The organism is Belnapia sp. F-4-1 (assembly GCF_000802185.1).
Lineage (GTDB): Bacteria > Pseudomonadota > Alphaproteobacteria > Acetobacterales > Acetobacteraceae > Belnapia.
Genome location: NZ_KN676113.1, coordinates 1706784 through 1723939, shown reverse-complemented (window position 1 = coordinate 1723939; position 17156 = coordinate 1706784). Strand labels below are relative to the sequence as shown.

The 17156-nt window shown below is 71.2% G+C and carries 13 protein-coding genes; 7 read left to right on the top strand and 6 right to left on the bottom strand.

Going from position 1 to position 17156, the window contains the following annotated elements:
• The first annotated feature begins 103 nt into the window (after positions 1-103).
• Positions 104-1294: a bifunctional phosphopantothenoylcysteine decarboxylase/phosphopantothenate--cysteine ligase CoaBC gene (coaBC, locus tag LH62_RS08350; RefSeq protein WP_043360564.1), complete on the top strand. Its 1191-nt coding sequence runs from the start codon at positions 104-106 to the stop codon at positions 1292-1294.
• Between the two features lie 250 nt (positions 1295-1544).
• Here coaBC and LH62_RS08345 read toward each other — a convergent pair whose 3' ends face one another.
• From LH62_RS08345 to LH62_RS08335, 3 genes are read right to left on the bottom strand one after another with little or no spacing between them, the layout of a single operon-like run.
• The gene (locus LH62_RS08345) at positions 1545-1838 is read right to left on the bottom strand and encodes a hypothetical protein (protein ID WP_043360563.1); all 294 of its coding nucleotides are present in this window, start codon (positions 1836-1838) and stop codon (positions 1545-1547) included.
• Between the two features lie 17 nt (positions 1839-1855).
• Positions 1856-2296 (bottom strand): DUF488 family protein, encoded by a 441-nt coding sequence (locus tag LH62_RS08340; RefSeq protein WP_043360562.1) that lies wholly within the window; start codon positions 2294-2296, stop codon positions 1856-1858.
• Positions 2293-4614, bottom strand: coding sequence for an NADP-dependent malic enzyme (locus LH62_RS08335; RefSeq protein ID WP_201445447.1), 2322 nt, complete (start codon positions 4612-4614; stop codon positions 2293-2295). The genes LH62_RS08340 and LH62_RS08335 overlap by 4 nt, the downstream gene beginning before the upstream one ends.
• Positions 4615-4752: 138 nt before the next feature.
• On the opposite strand from LH62_RS08335, the gene mutS reads away from it, so the two are divergent.
• Genes mutS through LH62_RS08320 form a run of 3 tightly spaced genes read left to right on the top strand, consistent with a single transcriptional unit; the run spans position 4753 to position 10570 of the window.
• Positions 4753-7395, top strand: a complete 2643-nt coding sequence (mutS, locus tag LH62_RS08330; protein WP_043360561.1) for a DNA mismatch repair protein MutS — start codon at positions 4753-4755, stop codon at positions 7393-7395.
• 20 nt (positions 7396-7415) lie between these two features.
• The gene (locus LH62_RS08325) at positions 7416-10232 is read left to right on the top strand and encodes a [protein-PII] uridylyltransferase (RefSeq protein WP_082012423.1); all 2817 of its coding nucleotides are present in this window, start codon (positions 7416-7418) and stop codon (positions 10230-10232) included.
• Positions 10233-10288: 56 nt separating this feature from the next.
• Positions 10289-10570: a hypothetical protein gene (locus LH62_RS08320; protein WP_043360560.1), complete on the top strand. Its 282-nt coding sequence runs from the start codon at positions 10289-10291 to the stop codon at positions 10568-10570.
• Here the strand turns inward: LH62_RS08320 and LH62_RS08315 are convergent, their stop codons facing one another.
• Positions 10571-12352, bottom strand: coding sequence for a chloride channel protein (locus LH62_RS08315; protein WP_043360559.1), 1782 nt, complete (start codon positions 12350-12352; stop codon positions 10571-10573).
• A 563-nt stretch (positions 12353-12915) separates the two neighbouring features.
• Between LH62_RS08315 and LH62_RS08310 the strand changes: the two genes are divergently transcribed.
• Entirely contained in the window at positions 12916-14598 is a 1683-nt protein-coding gene (locus LH62_RS08310; RefSeq protein ID WP_043360558.1) for a methyl-accepting chemotaxis protein, read from the top strand.
• Positions 14599-14676: 78 nt separating this feature from the next.
• Here LH62_RS08310 and LH62_RS08305 read toward each other — a convergent pair whose 3' ends face one another.
• Together LH62_RS08305 and LH62_RS08300 are read right to left on the bottom strand one after the other, a co-directional pair.
• On the bottom strand, positions 14677-14907 hold the full coding sequence (locus LH62_RS08305; RefSeq protein ID WP_043360556.1) for a hypothetical protein: 231 nt from the start codon (positions 14905-14907) through the stop codon (positions 14677-14679).
• A 5-nt stretch (positions 14908-14912) separates the two neighbouring features.
• Positions 14913-15101, bottom strand: coding sequence for a hypothetical protein (locus LH62_RS08300; protein ID WP_160299801.1), 189 nt, complete (start codon positions 15099-15101; stop codon positions 14913-14915).
• A gap of 71 nt (positions 15102-15172) precedes the next feature.
• Between LH62_RS08300 and LH62_RS29145 the strand changes: the two genes are divergently transcribed.
• Complete coding sequence (locus tag LH62_RS29145) at positions 15173-15487, top strand: LysR family transcriptional regulator (protein ID WP_043360554.1); 315 nt, start codon at positions 15173-15175, stop codon at positions 15485-15487.
• 109 nt (positions 15488-15596) lie between these two features.
• Positions 15597-17141, top strand: coding sequence for a murein biosynthesis integral membrane protein MurJ (gene murJ, locus LH62_RS08290; RefSeq protein WP_043360552.1), 1545 nt, complete (start codon positions 15597-15599; stop codon positions 17139-17141).
• The last annotated feature ends 15 nt before the right edge of the window (positions 17142-17156 follow it).

The following is a 17156-nucleotide window of genomic DNA, read 5'->3' as shown; positions in this document are numbered from 1 at the left end:
GGACCCCGATTTCGCTCAATTTCGAAGGCCTCGCACAGCCTTCCGCGGCAAAGCCGCGGGAGGACACCCTGGCAGAGGCCGATTTCGATAGGTGCCGCCGACGATGCGCCTCGCCGACCGCCGCATCCTGCTGATCGTCTCGGGCAGCATCAGCGCCTACAAGGTGCTGGAGCTGACGCGGCTGCTGCGCAAGGCGGGCGCCGCCGTCACCGGCGTGTTGACGGCAGGCGGCGCACGCTTCGTCACCAAGGAGGCGCTGGCCGGCATCACCGGGCAGCGCGTGCATGACGACCTTTGGGCGGCGGAGGCGGAGATCGGCCATATCCGCCTCGCCCGCTGGCCCGACCTCGTCGTCGTCGCCCCCGCCTCGGCCAACATGCTGGCGACGATGGCGCAGGGCCTGGCCGACGACCTGGCGGGCACCATCCTGCTGGCGACCCGCGCCCCAGTGCTGGTGGCACCGGCCATGAACACGGCGATGTGGGAGCATCCGGCGACCCGCGCCAACATGGCGGCGCTGACGGGCCGTGGCGTCCGCGTCGTCGGCCCCGGCGTGGGCGCCATGGCCGAGCCCGAGAGCGGCCCCGGCCGCCTCGCCGAGCCGGCCGAGATCCACGCCGCCATCGAGGCGATCTTCGCCCCGGAGGCCGGGCCGCTCGCCGGCCGCTACGCCCTCGTCACCTCCGGCCCGACGCATGAGCCGATCGACCCGGTCCGCTACATCGCCAACCGCAGCAGCGGCAAGCAGGGCCATGCGATCGCGGCGGCACTGGCCAGGCTCGGCGCCCGTGTCACCCTCGTCGCCGGGCCGGTGACGCTGCCCGACCCGCCCGGCGTCACGACGGTGCATGTGGAGACCGCCCGCGAGATGCTCGCCGCCTGCGAGGCCGCCTTGCCCGCCGATGTCGCCGTCATGGCCGCCGCCGTCGCCGACTGGCGCGTGGCGCGGGAGGCGACGCAGAAGCTGAAAAAGGAACCCGGGGCCGAGGCCCCTTCCCTCAGCATGGCGCTGAATCCCGACATCTTGGCCACCATCTCCCGCCATGCCCGGCGGCCCGGCCTCGTCATCGGCTTCGCCGCCGAGACCGAGCATGTGGTGGAGCACGCCATCGCCAAGCGCGCGCGGAAGGGCTGCGATTGGATTCTCGCCAACGACGTCTCTGGCGAGGTGATGGGCGGCGATGCCAACCGCATCCACCTCGTCACCGATTCTGGCGTCGAGGACTGGCCGGAGATGGCGAAGGTGGAGGTGGCCGCGCGCCTGGCGACCCGGATCGCTGCCGCGTCCGGCTGATTTTCGTCTCGCAGCCGTCTCGGAATGTCACAGATGCGGCTCAGGAAAGGAACGCGAAACACATTTCTGTGATTGTGGCTTCAGCGATGGACCCGTTTCCTTACGATAGGTGAACCCCATCGCCCCTCGCTGAACACAAGCCCGCCGGATCATCGGTCATGTTCCAGACCTTGTTCACCCGCCTCCGTCATTGGCTCACCTACCGGCCGGAGCGGCGATACATGCGGGGGCGGGCGTAGGCGGGACCTCCCTACTCGTCCAGCATGTCGCGCAGCCAAGCCTCGCCTTCCTGCGAAAGGTTGTGCCAGGCCGCATCCGCCGGGACGCGGGTGATGGTCAGCACGACATCCGGCGCATCCTCCTTCTTCAGCGCCCGCAGCAGGTGGTCGCGGAGATAGGCGGGGGAGACGCCGGTGGCGACCAGCACCGCCCGCGGCGTGATCGGCCAGTGCTCCGGCGCGATCTCGAAGATCGCCTCGAAGAACACCTTCTCGGCCGAGGCTGGGGCGGCGCCGAGGTCATGCAGGACGAGGCAGAGCGACATTGATGGAGGGTCCTTCCTCAGGCCGGGTGGAGATGCGTAACAGCGACCCCGGATGTGGCGGTGACCGCTTCCGCTACCAAGGTCCGATGACACTGCGACGGATCCGCTTCCAGGCATAGCAGGCAGACCGTTTCGCGCCGCGCTTGCTCCGTGAGCGCTCCCAGCGCCGCCTGCGCCTCCACGCCTGCCAGATGCGCGCCGAAGATCCGCCGCATCTCCCCCGGTCGCCCGGCGCGCACCGCCGCCCGCCCTTCGGCCGGGGTGCCGAGCGCCTTCACATGCCGGTAGCCGATGCCGGCCTCGGCCAGCGCCGCGGAGAGCGCCGTCTTGGCGAAGCCCGGCTTCCGGCTGTTCGCCAGCGCCCGCACATCGACCAGGGTGGTGACGCCGGCGCCGCGCAGCGCCTCGATCAGCCGCGTCGGCACCGTCTCCTCATAGCCGATGGTGAAGAGCCTCACCGGCCGATCGCGGCATGGGCGGCGAGGCAGGCCATGTCGAGCAGCTGGGTCACGCTCGCATCCATCGGCACGATCTGCACCGGGCGCGACATGCCCATCAGCAGGGGGCCGATGGTCGTGGCGCTGGTCAGGCGGGGAACGGCCTTGGTGAGGATGTGCGCGGCGTGCAGCCCCGGCATCACCAGCACATTGGCCGGCCCCGTCAGGCGGCAGAAGGGATAGAGATGCGCCCGCAGCACCGGGTCCAACGCCACGTCGGCGGCCATCTCGCCGTCATACTCGAAGTCGACCTTCCGCTCGTCGAGCAGCCGCACCGCCTCGCGGAGGCTCCCCGGGATATGGCCCTTGGGGTCGCCGAAGGTCGAGAAGGAAAGGAAGGCGACGCGCGGCTCATGCCCGAGCCGCCGCGCGGCGGCCGCCGACTGCACCGCGATCTCGGCCAGCGTCGCCGCATCCGGCCGCTCGTTGATCGCGGTGTCGGCGACGAAGACCGTGCCCGAGACGCGCGCCAGCATCAGCGTCAGGCCGAAGGTCACTTCCCCCGGCGCCGGGTCGATGGCGGCCGAGATGCCCTCCAGCGCCACCGCATAGCTGCGCGTCACGCCGGTCACCACCGCATCCGCATCCCCCAGCGCCAGCATGCAGCCGGCGAAGACGTTGCGGTCCTGGTTGACGAGGCGCTGACAGTCACGGAACAGGAAGCCCTCGCGCTGCCGCCGCGCATAGAGGAACTCGGCGTAGCGCCGGTTGCTGTCGGAGTTCCGCGCGTTGCGGATGGTGATGCCCGGCGGCAGCTGCACGCCGAGCGTCCGCAGCACATTGGCGATGCGGTCCTCCCGCCCCACCAGCACCGGCGTGCCGTAGCCGGCATTGTGGAAGGCGAGCGCGGCGCGCACCACCTTCTCCTCCTCGCCCTCGGCGAAGACGACGGTGCGCGGATTGGCGCGCACCTGCTCGGTGATGAGCTCCATCGCATTCGCCGTCGCATCGAGCCGCCCGGCCAGCGCGCGGGCATAGCGCGTGAGGTCGGTGATCGGCTTCCGCGCCACGCCGCTCTCCATCGCCGCGCGGGCGACGGCGACCGGCACGCGCGAGATCAGCCGCGGGTCGAAGGCATTGGGGATGATGTAGTCCGCCCCGAAGCGCAGCGACTTGCCGGGGCCGCCGCCTGCGGTGTTCACCTCCTCCGGCACGTCCTCCCGCGCCAGCATCGCCAGCGCCCGCGCGGCCGCGACCTTCATCGCGTCGTTGATGGTGCTCGCCCGCACATCCAGCGCGCCGCGGAAGATGAAGGGGAAGCCGAGGACGTTGTTCACCTGGTTCGGGTAGTCGCTGCGGCCCGTGGCGATGATGCAGTCCGGCCGCACCGCCTTCGCCTCCTCCGGCGTGATCTCCGGGTCGGGGTTCGCCATGGCGAAGACGATCGGCTTGTCCGCCATGCTGCGCAGCATCTCGGGCGTCACCGCGCCCTTGACCGACAGGCCAAAGAAGCAGTCGGCGCCGTCCATCGCCTGGGCCAGCGTCCGCGCCTGGGTCTCGACCGCATGGGCCGACTTCCACTGGTTCATCCCCTCGGTGCGGCCGCGATAGACCACGCCCTTGGTGTCGCAGAGGATGACGTTGCGCGGCGTGACGCCCATCGCCTTCATCAGCTCGGCGCAGGCGATCGCCGCCGCGCCGGCGCCGTTGATGACGATGGTGATGTCGCGCAGCTCCCGCCCCGTCAGGTGGACGGCATTCAGCAGGCCGGCGGCGGCGACGATGGCGGTGCCGTGCTGGTCGTCGTGGAAGACGGGGATGTCCATCACCTCGCGCAGCCGCTGCTCGATGACGAAGCACTCGGGCGCCTTGATGTCCTCGAGGTTGATCCCGCCGAAGGAGGGGCCGAGATGCTTCACGGCATCGACGAAGGCATCCACATCCTCGGTGTCGACGCAGAGGTCGATGCCGTCCACATCGGCGAAGCGCTTGAAGAGCGCGACCTTGCCCTCCATCACCGGCTTCGAGGCCAGCGCGCCGAGATTGCCGAGGCCGAGCACGGCCGTGCCGTTGGAGACGACGGCGACGAAATTGCCCTTCGAGGTGTAGTCATAAGCCAGCGCCGGGTCACGGTGGATGTGCAGGCAAGGCTCCGCCACGCCCGGGCTGTAGGCCAGGCTGAGGTCGCGCGCCGTGATCAGCGGCTTGGTCAGGCGAATCTCCAGCTTGCCAGGCCGCCCCTCGGCATGCAGCGCCAGCGCCTCCTCCGGCGTCACCCGCGCGGTGCGCACATCCGCCAGCGAAATGGGAGGCAGGCTGCCCTTGTGCCCATCATCCATGGCCGTTCTCCCTTGAACCCGTTGCGGCGGCGCATCCGCCTGCCCCCTGTGAGGATCCAGTCTTGCAGCCACGGCCGGCTTCGTGAAGTCCGCGGGTTTGCGGCTGCGAAGAGGCCGGCGCCGGTCTAGACAGGGGGGATGGACAGCCTGCCGGACCCATCCCCCCGCCCGCCGACCGCCGAGGGCGCCTCGCCTGCCATGGCGCAATGGTTCGCCGCCAAGGCGGACCACCCGGATGCCCTGCTCTTCTTCCGCATGGGCGACTTCTTCGAGCTGTTCTTCGCCGATGCCGAAGCGGCGTCGGAAGCACTCGACATCGCACTGACCTATCGCGGCGAGCACCAGGGCCAGAAGATCCCGATGTGCGGCGTGCCCGCCCATAGCCATGAGAGCTACCTGGCCCGGCTGATCCGCCGCGGCTTCCGCGTCGCCATCTGCGAGCAGATGGAAACCCCGGAGGAGGCCAAGCGCCGCAAGGCTCCGGCGGTGCGGCGCGAGGTGGTGCGACTCGTCACCCCCGGCACGGTGACCGAGGAGACGCTGCTGGAGGCCGCCCGCCCCGCCTGGCTGCTTGCCCTCGCCCCAGGCGAAGAGAAGCTCGGCGCCGCCTGGCTCGACCTCTCAACCGGCGCCTTCGAGACCGAGACGCTGGCGCCGGCCGACCTGCACGCCCTGCTGGCCCGGCTGGAGCCCTCCGAGGTCCTGGCCCCGGCCGCCCTCGCCCTCCCCGGCGCGGTGGAGACGCCGGTGCCGCGCGACGCCGCCCGCCGCGTCGCCGAGGCCTATGGGGTCGGCACGCTGGACGGGTTCGGCGAGTACCACCCAGCCGAGATCGCCGCCGCCGCCATGGCGCTCGACTACCTGAAGGCGACGCAGAAGGGCGCAAACAGCGAGGCGCTGGCGCATCTCTCCCGCCCCGTGCCGCGCGGCAACCAGGGCGCGCTGCAGATGGATGCGGCCACGCGCCGCAGCCTCGAGATCCTCCGTTCCGAGCGCGGCAGCGCGCGGGATTGCCTGCTCGGCGCCGTCGACCGCTGCGTGACGGCGGCCGGCAGCCGGCTGCTCGCCGCGCGCCTCGCCTGCCCGCTGGCCGAGGCCGGGCCGATCCGCGCGCGGCACGACGCCGTCGCCGCCCTGCTCGCCGCGCCCGCGCTGCGCGGCGCCATCCGCACGGCGCTGAAGGGCGCCCCGGACATGGCCCGCGCGCTGGCCCGCCTCTCCCTCGACCGCTTCGCCCCGCGCGACCTGGCGGCGATCCGCGATGGCCTGACGCGCGCCACCACCATCGCCGAGGCGCTGGCGGGCGCCGAGGTCCCTGCCCTGCTCGCCCGCTCCGCCGCCGCGCTGCGGCCTGAACCCGACCCGGCGCCGGAACTCGCCCGGGCGCTCGCCGAGAGCCTGCCGGCGCGGCTCGACGATGCCGGCATCGTCGCTCCCGGCTATGACGGGCAGCTCGATGCGCTGCGCCGGCTGCGCGACGATGCGCGCGGCGCCATCGCCGCCCTGCAGCTCGACCTCTGCCAGGCCTGGGGCGTCGCCGCGCTGAAGATCCGCCACCACCAGCAATTCGGCTACCTCGCCGAGTTGCCCGCCGCCGCCGGGGAGAAGCTGCTGCGCGACCCGCCGCCCAAGGCCAGCGGCGACTTCGCGCCGATCCATCGGCAGACCATGGCGAATGGCGTGCGCTTCACCTGCGCGGCGCTGGCCGGGCTCGACCGTCGCCTGTCGGAAGCGGCGGACGAGGCTTCGCGGCGCGAGCGGCTCATCACCCGTCATCTCCGCGCCTTGTGCCTCAAATCCGCCGCCGGCCTCACCCGCGCCGCCGAGGCGCTGGCCGAGATCGACATCCAGGCCGCCAGCGCCGAACTCGCCGCCGATGGCGGCTGGTGCCGGCCGGAGGTCACCGAGCGGCCGGACTTCGCCATCGCCGGCGGGCGGCACCCCGTCGTCGCCGCGGCGCTGGCGCGCAGCCGCAGCGGCGCCTTCGTCCCCAATGACTGCGACCTATCGGCCGGCGGCCGCATCTGCCTGCTGACCGGGCCGAACATGGCGGGCAAGTCCACCTTCCTCAGGCAGAACGCACTCTTCGTCGTGCTCGCCCAGGCCGGGCTCTTCATCCCGGCCGAGAGCGCGCGGATCGGGCTGACGGACCGGCTCTTCTCCCGCGTCGGCGCCTCGGACGACCTGGCCGGCGGGCGCTCCACCTTCATGGTGGAAATGGCGGAGACGGCGGTGATCCTGAACCTCGCCGGGCCGCGCTCCCTCGTCGTGCTCGACGAGGTCGGGCGCGGCACGGCGACCTGGGACGGGCTCGCCATCGCCTGGGCGGTGCTGGAGGCGCTGCACGACCGCACCCGCTGCCGCACCATCTTCGCCACCCACTTCCACGAGCTGACGGCGCTGGCCGGCAAGCTGCCGGAGTTGCAACTGGCGACGATGCGCGTGCGCGAATGGCGGGGCGAGGTTGTCTTCCTGCATAGCGTCGCACCCGGCACGGCGGAGCGAAGCTGGGGCCTGCACGTGGCGAAGCTCGCCGGCGTGCCGCGCGCCGTGCTCGCCCGCGCCGGCCAGGTGCTGGCCTCGCTGGAGGAGCGCGCGCGCGGCCTCGATCCGCTGGCCGAGGAGATGCCGCTCTTCGCCCGCCCCGCCGGCCCTGCACCGGACCATCCGGTGCTGGCGGCGCTCGCCGCCCTCGACCTGGACAGCCTCTCGCCGCGCGAGGCGCAGGAGATGGTTTATCATCTCAGAAGCCTCATGGATGGCGCTGTCAACCGCGCGTAAGTCGCGTTAGGCTGAGGGGAATGACCGAAGCGGCGACTTTCCCGGCCCGGGGGCCCTCCCCCCGGCCCTCTACCCAGGCCGATGCGCCCGGGGTTCTTCCGGACCTGATCGCCGAGCTGGTGTCGGGGCCCCTGCGGCGCGAGCAGGCCCTCGACCTGTTGCGCAGCCATCTCGGCCGCATCCAGGGCCGGGTACAGAACGCCTTCGAAAGCCATGAGCTCGACGGCCTGCCCGCCGCGCGCTGGCTGGCCGCCCTCGTCGACGGGCTGATGAGCGCCATCCACGCCTATGCGCTCGCCATGGTTCCGTCGCGCAACGCGGCGGAGGAGGCGGAGCCGCCCTTCGCCCTCGTCGCCACTGGCGGCTACGGGCGCGGCGTGCTGGCGCCCTTCTCCGACATCGACCTGCTCTTCCTCACCGATGTGCAGGCGGGGTCCCGGGCGCAGCGGGTGGTGGAGTTCATCCTCTACTTGCTCTGGGATCTCGGGCTGAAGGTCGGCCATGCGACGCGCAGCATCCGCGACTGCATGGAGGAGGCGGGGCGCGACGCGACCGTGCTCACCGCCCTCGTTGATGCCCGCTTCCTCGTCGGCGAGCGGCCGGTCTTCGAGCGCTTCGGCATCGTCTTCGACGCCGCGCGGAAGGAGCGCGGCCTCAGCCCCTTCCTCGCCGCCAAGCGGCAGGAGCGGGCCGGGCGCCATGCCCGCTACGGCGACAGCCCCTTCCTGGTCGAGCCGCACGTCAAGGAAGGGCGCGGCGGGTTGCGGGACCTGCAAACCCTGTACTGGCTGGCCCGCTATGCCTTCGGCACCCAGCGCATGCCGGAGCTGGTCGGCGAGAACAGCCCGGGCGGCGGCCTCATCACCGAGCACGAGGCGCGCGCCATCCGCCGGGCTTGGAATTTCCTCTGGACCGTCCGCTTCCACCTCCACTACGTCGCCGGGCGGGCGGAGGAGCGGCTGACCTTCGACTTCCAGCCGGTGGTCGGCGCGCGCATGGGCTACACGCCGCGCGGCCGGCAGAACGGCGTCGAGCGCTTCATGAAGCACCTGTTCCTGACGGTCAGGGACGTGCTGCGGCTGACGCGGGTGCTGGAGCCGGCGATCGAGCGCGCAGTGCTCGGGGCCCCTGCCCTCCGCCGCCAGGGCGATGCGTCGCTGGCCGAGGCCGGCCTCGCGCTGGCCGACGGCAAGCTGGTGGCGGCGCCGCCCAACCGCGACTTCTCGCGCGAGCCGGTGCTGATGCTCCGCATCGTCAAGGCGGCACGCGACCGGAAGCTGGAGATCCATCCGCTCGCCATCCGCGCATTGATCCGCAACGCGCACCACGCCGCCGTGCTGCGCGGCCAGGCGGAGGCGAATACCCTCTTCCTCGACATCCTCACCGGCCGCGATGCCGCGCTCTGGCTGCGGCTGATGAACGAGACGGGGTTCCTCTCGCGCTTCATCCCCGACTGGGCCCGCATCGTCGGGCTGATGCAGTTCGACACCTACCACGTCTTCACCGTCGACGAGCACACGATCGAGGCGATCGGCGTGCTGCAGCAGATCGAGCGCGGCGAGCTGGCGGAGGTGGCGCCCGTCGCCTCGGAGCTGATCGGGCAGCTGCAATCGCGGCGCGCGCTGTATGCCGCCTGCATGCTGCACGACATCGCCAAGGGTCGCGGCGGCGACCATTCCGAGCTAGGTGCGCGGATCGCCACGGAGATCTGCCCGAAGCTCGGCCTGACGCCGGAGGAGACGGAGACGGTCTCCTGGCTCGTGCTGCACCACCTGCTGGTCAGCCAGACCGCCTTCAAGCGCGACATCGAGGACCCGAAGACCATCCTCGACATTGCCGATCTCGTGCAGTCGCCGGAGCGGCTGCGCCTGCTGCTGGTGCTGACGGTCTGCGACATGCGCGCGGTCGGGCCCAAGGTCTGGAACGGCTGGAAGGCGACGCTGCTGCGCGAGGTCTACTGGCGCGTCGCGGAGGTGCTGGCCGGCGGCCTCTCCGTGCCGGAGCGCGACGTGCGCGTAGCCCGCGCGCGGGATGCGGCGGGTGCCATGCTGGAAGCCTGGCCGGCGGCGGAGCGGGAGCGATTCCTGTCGCTCGGCTATCCCGGCTACTGGCTTTCCTTCGACGCCGAAACCCATGCCCGCCATGCCGCGCTGATCCGCGAGGCGGAGGCGGTGCAGGCGCCGCTCACCGTGCGGACGCGGGTGATGGAGGCCCGCGCCGTGACGGAGGTCACGGTCTATGCGGCCGACCATCCGGGGCTGTTCAGCCGCATCGCGGGTGCGCTGGCCGTCGCCGGCGCCAGCATCGTCGATGCGCGCATCCACACGCTGACCAACGGCATGGCGCTCGACACCTTCTGGGTACAGGACGCGATGGGCGGGGCGTTCGATGCGCCGCACCGCCTCGCGCGGCTTTCCGTGCTGATCGAGCAGGCGCTGTCGGGGCGGCTCAGGCTGCGCGACGAGATCCGCAAGGTCCGGCGGGAGCCGGCGCGGCTGCGGGCCGTCACCGTGCCGCCGCGGGTGGTCTTCGACAACCATGCGAGCAACACCCACACCGTCATCGAGGTGAACGGGCGCGACCGGCCGGGCCTGCTGCATGACGTGACGGCGGCGATCAGCGACCAGGGGCTGCAGATCGCCTCGGCCCATATCACGACCTATGGCGTGCGGGCGGTCGATGTCTTCTACGTGAAGGATGTCTTCGGCCTGAAGGTGGAGAACGAGCGGAAGCTCGCCCCGTTGCGCCGGGCGGTGGAGGCGGCGCTGACGCCGCCGGGGAGCGAGGGCGGCGGCATGGTCGCCGTCAACCCGCGGGCGGCCGCCGACCCCGCATGATCCCGCGGGCGGCTGCTGCGTTGGCTCTTCCGAACCCAGGAAGAAGAGAGACGCCCATGCCGCCGGAACCCGATCGCCGCAGCAATATCGAGCCGCAAGAGAACCTGACCAGCAGCCATGGCCCGCAGGCGCCGCAGCGGGACAAGACCCATCAGTACAAGCCCTCGCCGGGCGAGAACAACAACCGCACCGATGCGAAGGCGCCGGGCGGGCCGGTGAACATCGGCGTCAAGGGCGGGGTGCCGGACGACAACGGCCCCGAGGGCGCCGGGCAGGAGGAAGACCGCGCGACCGGGCTCGGCAAGAAGGACAGCACGGCGGGGCTCGCCCAGGAGTAGTCAGGCGGAGGCGATGCCGCTTTCCTCGTGGCGTCGCTTCTCCACCTCTTCGCCATAGCGGCGGAGGAGGTGGGCTTCGGTCAGCAGGCCGATGACGCGGCGGCCGGGCCCGTCCACTACCGCCATCGCCTCCGCCTCGGCCGCCTCGAAGGCGGACATGGCGATGCGGGCGTTCATGCTCGGCAGCAGCACGCGGTCGGTCAGGTGCAGCAGACTCTCGAGGCTGGCCTCGGGCGAGGCGGCATGGGCCTCCGGCACCGAGACGATACCCGCGTAGCGGCCGCCCTCGCCCAGCACCACCGCCCGGCTCACCGCTCCGAGGGGGAAGCGCCCGCGGAAGGCGGCGAGTTCCATGGTCAGCGGCGCCGTTTGCACCTCGCGCCGCATCAGGCTGCCAACGGTGAGGTCGTTCACCCAGCCGATGTCGTGGGCGCTGCGGATCGTCTCGCCGCGCAGGTGGAAGCGCCAGGTGGCGAAGGAATAGCCGAAAAGCCGCCGCACGATCAGGCCGGAGACGGCGACCGCGGCCAGCACCGGGCCGGTGACGGCGAGGCTGCCGGTGGTTTCCAGCGCCAGGAAGGTCATCGCCAGCGGCGCGCCGATGACGGCGGCGCCGAAGGCGCTCATCCCGACGATGGTGAGGATCAGCGGGTCCGGGCCGGGCGGCGAAACCATCGCCAGCACGGCGGCGATGAGCTTGCCGCCCAGCGCGCCGATCAGCAGCGAGGCGAAGAACAGCCCGCCGCGGAAGCCGCTGCCGAGCGAGATGATGGAGGCCATGGCCTTCACCACCAGCAGGGCGAGGACGGGCCAGGCCGGCGCTTCGGTCATGAAGGCCATGTGCAGCGCGCCATGGCCGGCGGAGAGGGCAATGGGCGAGATCAGCGCCAGCCCGCCGACGGCGAGGCCGCCTGCCATCAGCCGCAGCGTCGGCGGGGGAATGAAGCGGGTGAGCAGGCCCTCGGTGAGGCCGACGCCGCGCATCAGCGCGATGCCGCCGAGGCCGGAAAGGGCGCCGACCAGCAGGGCGAGCGGGTAGTAGACGGGATCGACGACGCTCGGCGCCGCCGTCTCCACCACATAGGTGCCGGCCTCGAGGGCGCGGGCGACGAGGACGGCGGTGACGGCGCAAGCGACGACCGGGAAGAGGGCGGCGATGCTGTAGGTGCCGATGACGAGTTCGAAGGCGTAGAAGGCGCCGGTCAGCGGGGCGTTGAAGGCGGCGCCGATGGCGCCCGCGGTGCCGGCGCCGACCAGGATGCGCAGGTCGCCGCGGCGCAGCGAGAAGGCGCGGCCGAGGCGGGAGGCGAGGCCGCCGCCCATCTGCGTGTAGCCCGCCTCCAGCCCGACCGAGGCGCCGACGCCGTTGGAAAGCACGGTCTGCGAGCCGACCACCACGCCATCCGTCAGCGAGAGGCGACCGCCTCGGAGCGCATTGGCCTCGATCGGATCGACGGGCGCGCGGGGGCGCCAGCGGCGGATGACGCGGTTCAGCCCGGCCAGCGCCAGGCCGCCGAGGCAGGGCACCAGCAGGAGCTGCCAGGTGGACAGGCGCGTGGCGGCGGAAAGGCGGAGATGCGGCTCGAGCCCGTAGAGCAGGCGTTGCAGGCCATGGGCGGCGGCGCCCATCCCCCAGGCGACGAGGCCGACGCCGATGCCGATCAGCACGGCGAGGCCGACGACCGCGACTTCGCTGCCGCGAACCCAGCCGCGGGCTCGCGTCGCCAGTTGGGTCCAGCGGCGCAGCAGCAGCACGCGGCGGGGAAGGGCGAGCGTGGTCATGCGCAATGGTCATTGCCGCAATGAGGAGCGGCTGGCGAGGGGGGTTGTGCCGAAGGACGGCTTCAATGTCTCAAGATTCGAGGATGGACGCGGGGATGGTGTTGTCGCGGCTGGAGTTTCGTCAGTAATTTCAGGTTTTCCAGGGCCTGTCCGGCGGGGAGGATAGGCGGCGGCCGGGAAGCGGTCCTCAGGGGCTGGTCCTTGGCCCATGTCTGCTTCGCGGCCATGCCGGTCCCACTGATGGGGTTGGGCGGAAAGGAGCAGTCGCTGCTCCTCGGATCGCCACAGGGAAGGCGTGAAGGATTCGCTCTCCGGGATGCTCGACATGCCGGGGGTGCAGGGGAGGGGCTGGCCGTCAGGACCGCCTCAGCCGCCCCGGTTCTATTATCTCCCATTCAGGCAAGGCCGCCTCGAAGCGTCTTAACCTCGACTTCAGTTCGATGCGGGACAATCACGACTGCTGCCCCGAGTTGCCGTGCGCGCCAGCGCGCTTCTCGCCGACCGCAGCATTTGTACCGAAGCCAGCTCAACCCGAGCAGCCTGACATCGTATCGGAAGCGAAGATGGTATTCGTTCATCGTCTGAGTGTGCGGACCAAGCTGTTCGCAGTCTTCGGCCTCATGTTCGTGCTGATTGCCGGGATCAGCGGCTTCAGCGCCCTGCAACTCCGCGCCATGAGCCGCGACGCCCTCGCCATCGAGGAAACATGGTTGCCAGCCACTCGCGTCGTGGCCGAGATCAAGATGGCATTCAGTCGGGAGCGGACCAGGGCCGCACGGGCGCTCGGCACCGAGGACCCGAAGGAGCGCGCGACCGCCATCCGCGACGCTGCAGAAGTAGCGGTGCAGGTCCAGGCTGCCACGGCGGGCTATGATCGCCTCGCCACATCCGACGAGGCTCGGGCACTGACCAGGCGCTTCCGCGAACAGTACCGGATCTACTCGGAGAAAGTGCAGGAGATCCTCAAGGCACCCTTTGGCGACCAGGCTGCAGTGAGCACCTTCAACAACGCTTCGGCGCGCGAGTGGCGGACCGTCCTGGCCATCCTGGACGAGCTGAGCACCCTGGTCGAGCGTGGCACGGTCGAGGCCACCACGCGCTCGCGGCAGACCTACACCAACGCTCTCCGGCTCGGCCTCGCCGCCCTCGTGGTTGCTGCCATTCTGACATTTGCCTCCGCCATGTGGTTCAACCGGAGCGTGGTAGCACGGGTTGTGCGGCTGTCAGGGGTCATGCGCCAGCTGGCGCGGCACGATTATGCGTTCGACCTGCCCTGCAGGGTCCGGGCGGACGAGATTGGCGAGCTGGCCCGTGCCATGGACGAGTGCCGCAGCGGACTGCAGGCAGCCGATGCACTGGCGGCCGAGCAGGCACGCGAGCAGGCCGCCAAGGCCGAGCGCGGGGCACGCCTGGACCGGCTCACGCAGGACTTCGAAGTCCAGGCGGGGGAGTTGGCCGGAGCTTTGGCCGCAGCCGCGACCGAGCTGCAGGCAACCGCCCAGTCGATGTCACGTGGTGCCGGGCAGGCAAGCGAGCAGGCCAGCGCGGCCGTGGCCGCCGCCGAGCAGGCCGGCGCCGATGTTGACGCCGTGGCCGCAGCGGCCGAGGAACTCGCGGCATCGGTCGCCGAGGTCAGCCGCCAGGTCGTGCAGTCGTCGAAGGTCACGGCTCAGGCCGCGGCCGACGCTCGCCGCACCGACGAGACCGTCCGCGCCCTGGCCGAGGGCGCCCAGCGGATCGGCGATGTGGTGCGGCTGATCGGCGACATCGCGGGGCAGACCAACCTGCTGGCGCTGAATGCCACGATCGAGGCGGCACGGGCCGGCGAGGCGGGCAAGGGCTTTGCCGTCGTGGCCTCCGAGGTCAAGACCCTCGCCGCACAGACGGCCAGGGCGACGGAGGATATCGGCGCCCAGATCGCCGCCATCCAAGCCGCCACCGAGGACGCTGTTGCCGCCATCCAGGGCATTGCGGGCACGGTCGGTGAGGCCAGCCAGATCGCCGGCGCGATCGCGGCCGCAGTGGAGGAGCAGGGGGCCGCCACGCGCGAGATCGCCCGCAGCGCGCAACGGGCCGCGAGCGGCACCCAGGAGGTGAACCGCAACATAGGTGGCGTCGACCTGGCCAACAGGGAGGTCGGGAGCGGCGCTGGGGATGTGCTCGAGGCGGCCGGCGAACTGTCTCGCCAGTCTGAACGCCTTGGCGCCGAGGTCAGCACCTTCCTCACGGGGGTCAAGGCCGCCTGACGTGGCCATCCGGAAACCGTGTGGGGCGGCAGTGCCACCCCACACGGTCCAAGCGCAGTTGATTTCTTTCCTATGCTCTCATTCTGTAGCAGGATCAAGCAATTCCCGCCCCCGCGCCGTCGCCACTACCTGCACGCCACCCTCCGCGTCGCGGGTGAGGGCGACGAAGCCGCCATCCACCGCATCCTCCCAGACCGTCAGCCGGGGGCACGAGGTACGCCAGGCTTCCAGCACCTCGCGGTAGGGGCGGGGCGCCGCGGCGACGGAGGCGACGAGGTCGCGGATCAGCGGGGTGATGACGTCCTGCATGGGGATCACTCCGGAAGGGCGAGGAGATAGCTGCCGTAGAGGATGTGGCTGGCGGAGACGCCGGTCAGCAGTATCATCAATATCGCAACGATCCCATAAGCGAGGCTCTGGCCGGGTTGCGCGGGTCGGGGCGAGGCGAGGGCATCAGCTTCACCACGAAGGGGCGGTGCCGAGGGCGAGCGGCTGTCGGGCACCCAACCAATCAGGCTCCAAAGCAGGCCGCGCCAGAATTTGAAGGCCATCCGCGTGACGGCATGGGAGGGCCATGGCGTCGGGGAGAGGGAGCTTCGCCGCGGCGGCGGAGGAGTTGCACGTCTGCCCGGCCGCCATCAGCCGCATGGCGAAGCTGCTGGAGGTGCGGCTCGGCGTGGCGCTGTTCGAGCGGCGGGCCAACCGGCTGAGCCTCTCGGCGGCGGGGCGCGGTACCGGGCGGGGCTGTTGGACGGGCTCGCGAACCTCACCGAGGAGGTGGCGGCGATGGGACCGCGTTTTGATTTCTACGGGTATGCCTTGCAGGCGGCGGCGGGGATCCGGCCCTATATCGACGATGATCTCGCAGCCAGGCGGGGAGGGTTCCTAGTGCATCAACCCTTCCGCGCGGGGAGACGGCTTTCGACGCCTTCGCGCGATGGATCATGGGGGCCGCGCAAGCCTCGCCCCCGGCATGAATCCAGGCTACAGGGCGCGCCATGCTCAAAGGCGTCCTCACCGTTGGCGGCTGGACCATGGCCAGCCGCGTCCTCGGCTTCGCGCGGGACATGTTCATCGCGGCCCGGCTCGGCGCCGGGCCGATAGCGGATTGCTTCTTCGTCGCGCTGAAGCTGCCCAACCTGTTCCGGCGACTGTTTGGCGAGGGAGCGTTCAACGCGGCTTTCGTGCCGGCCTTCGCCGGGACGCTGGCGGTGCAGGGGCCGCGCGTCGCGCAGCAGCTGGCGGAGCGGATGGCGGCGCTGATGACGCTCTGGCTCTCGCTGCTGGTCGTCATCGGCATGATCGCCATGCCGCAGCTGATGCAGGTGCTGGCACCGGGCTTCTCGGACGATCCGGCGAAGTTCCAGCTCGCCATCGAGCTGACGCGGATCACCTTTCCCTACCTGCTGCTGATTTGCCTCACCGCGCTGGTCTCGGGCGTGCTGAACGGGCTCGACCGCTTCGCGGCGGCGGCGGCGGCGCCGATCTTCTTCAACCTGCTTTCCATGGCCTCGCTGCTGGTGCTCACGCCCTATGTGGCGACGCCGGCGCATGCGCTGGCCTGGGGCGTCACCGTCTCCGGTGCGGTGCAGCTCGCGCTCGTGCTCTGGGCCTGCGCGCGGGCGGGGATGGCGCTGCACTTCCTCCGGCTGCCGAGCCTGGCGCCGGAGGTCCGGCAGGTGCTGCGGCGGATGATCCCGGGGATCATCGGGGCGGGGGTGACGCAGCTCAACCTCGCCGTCGATGTCATCATCGCCAGCTTCCTGCCGGCGGGCGCGGTTTCCTACCTCTACTATGCCGACCGGGTGGGGCAGCTGCCGCTTGGTGTGATCGGCGCGGCGGTGGGGACGGCGATGCTGCCGCTGCTCTCGCGGCAGGTGCGGTCGGGCGAGAGCCTGTCGGCCCATCGCACCATGAACCGGGCGGCGGAGCTGTCGCTGCTGCTCTGCCTGCCGGCGGCCGTCGGGCAGGCTGTGGCGGCGGGGCCGATCGTCATCGTGCTGTTCCAGCGCGGCGTCTTCGGCTTGGCCGAGGCGGAGGCGACGGCGGCGGCGCTCGCGGCCTATGCCATCGGCCTGCCGGCCTATGTGCTGGTGAAGATCTTCGCGCCGGGCTTCTTCGCCCGCGGGGATACAGCGTCGCCGGTGAAGGTGGGGTTCGCGGCCGTCGCGCTGAATCTGGCGCTGAACCTGGTGCTGACGCAGTGGCTCAGCCATGTCGGGGTGGCGCTGGCGACGGCGCTGTCGGCCTGGTTCAACGCCGCGGCGCTGGGCGGGCTGCTGTGGCGGCGGGGGCATTTCCTGCCCGACAGGCGCCTGCGGCAAAGGGTGCCGCGGCTGCTGGCGGCCTCGGGGGTGATGGGGGCGGTGCTTTGGGGGATGGAGTGGCTGCTCTTCCCAGCCGGGCCAGGCTTCCGCTTCGCGGCGCTGGCGGTGCTGATCCTTTCCGGCTGCGTCGCCTATTTCGGGGCGGCGCACCTGCTGCGGGCGGTCAATCTCGGCGAGGTCAGGGGCATGCTGCTGCGGCGGCGGCGGAAGACGTAGGACGACCTCGCCAGG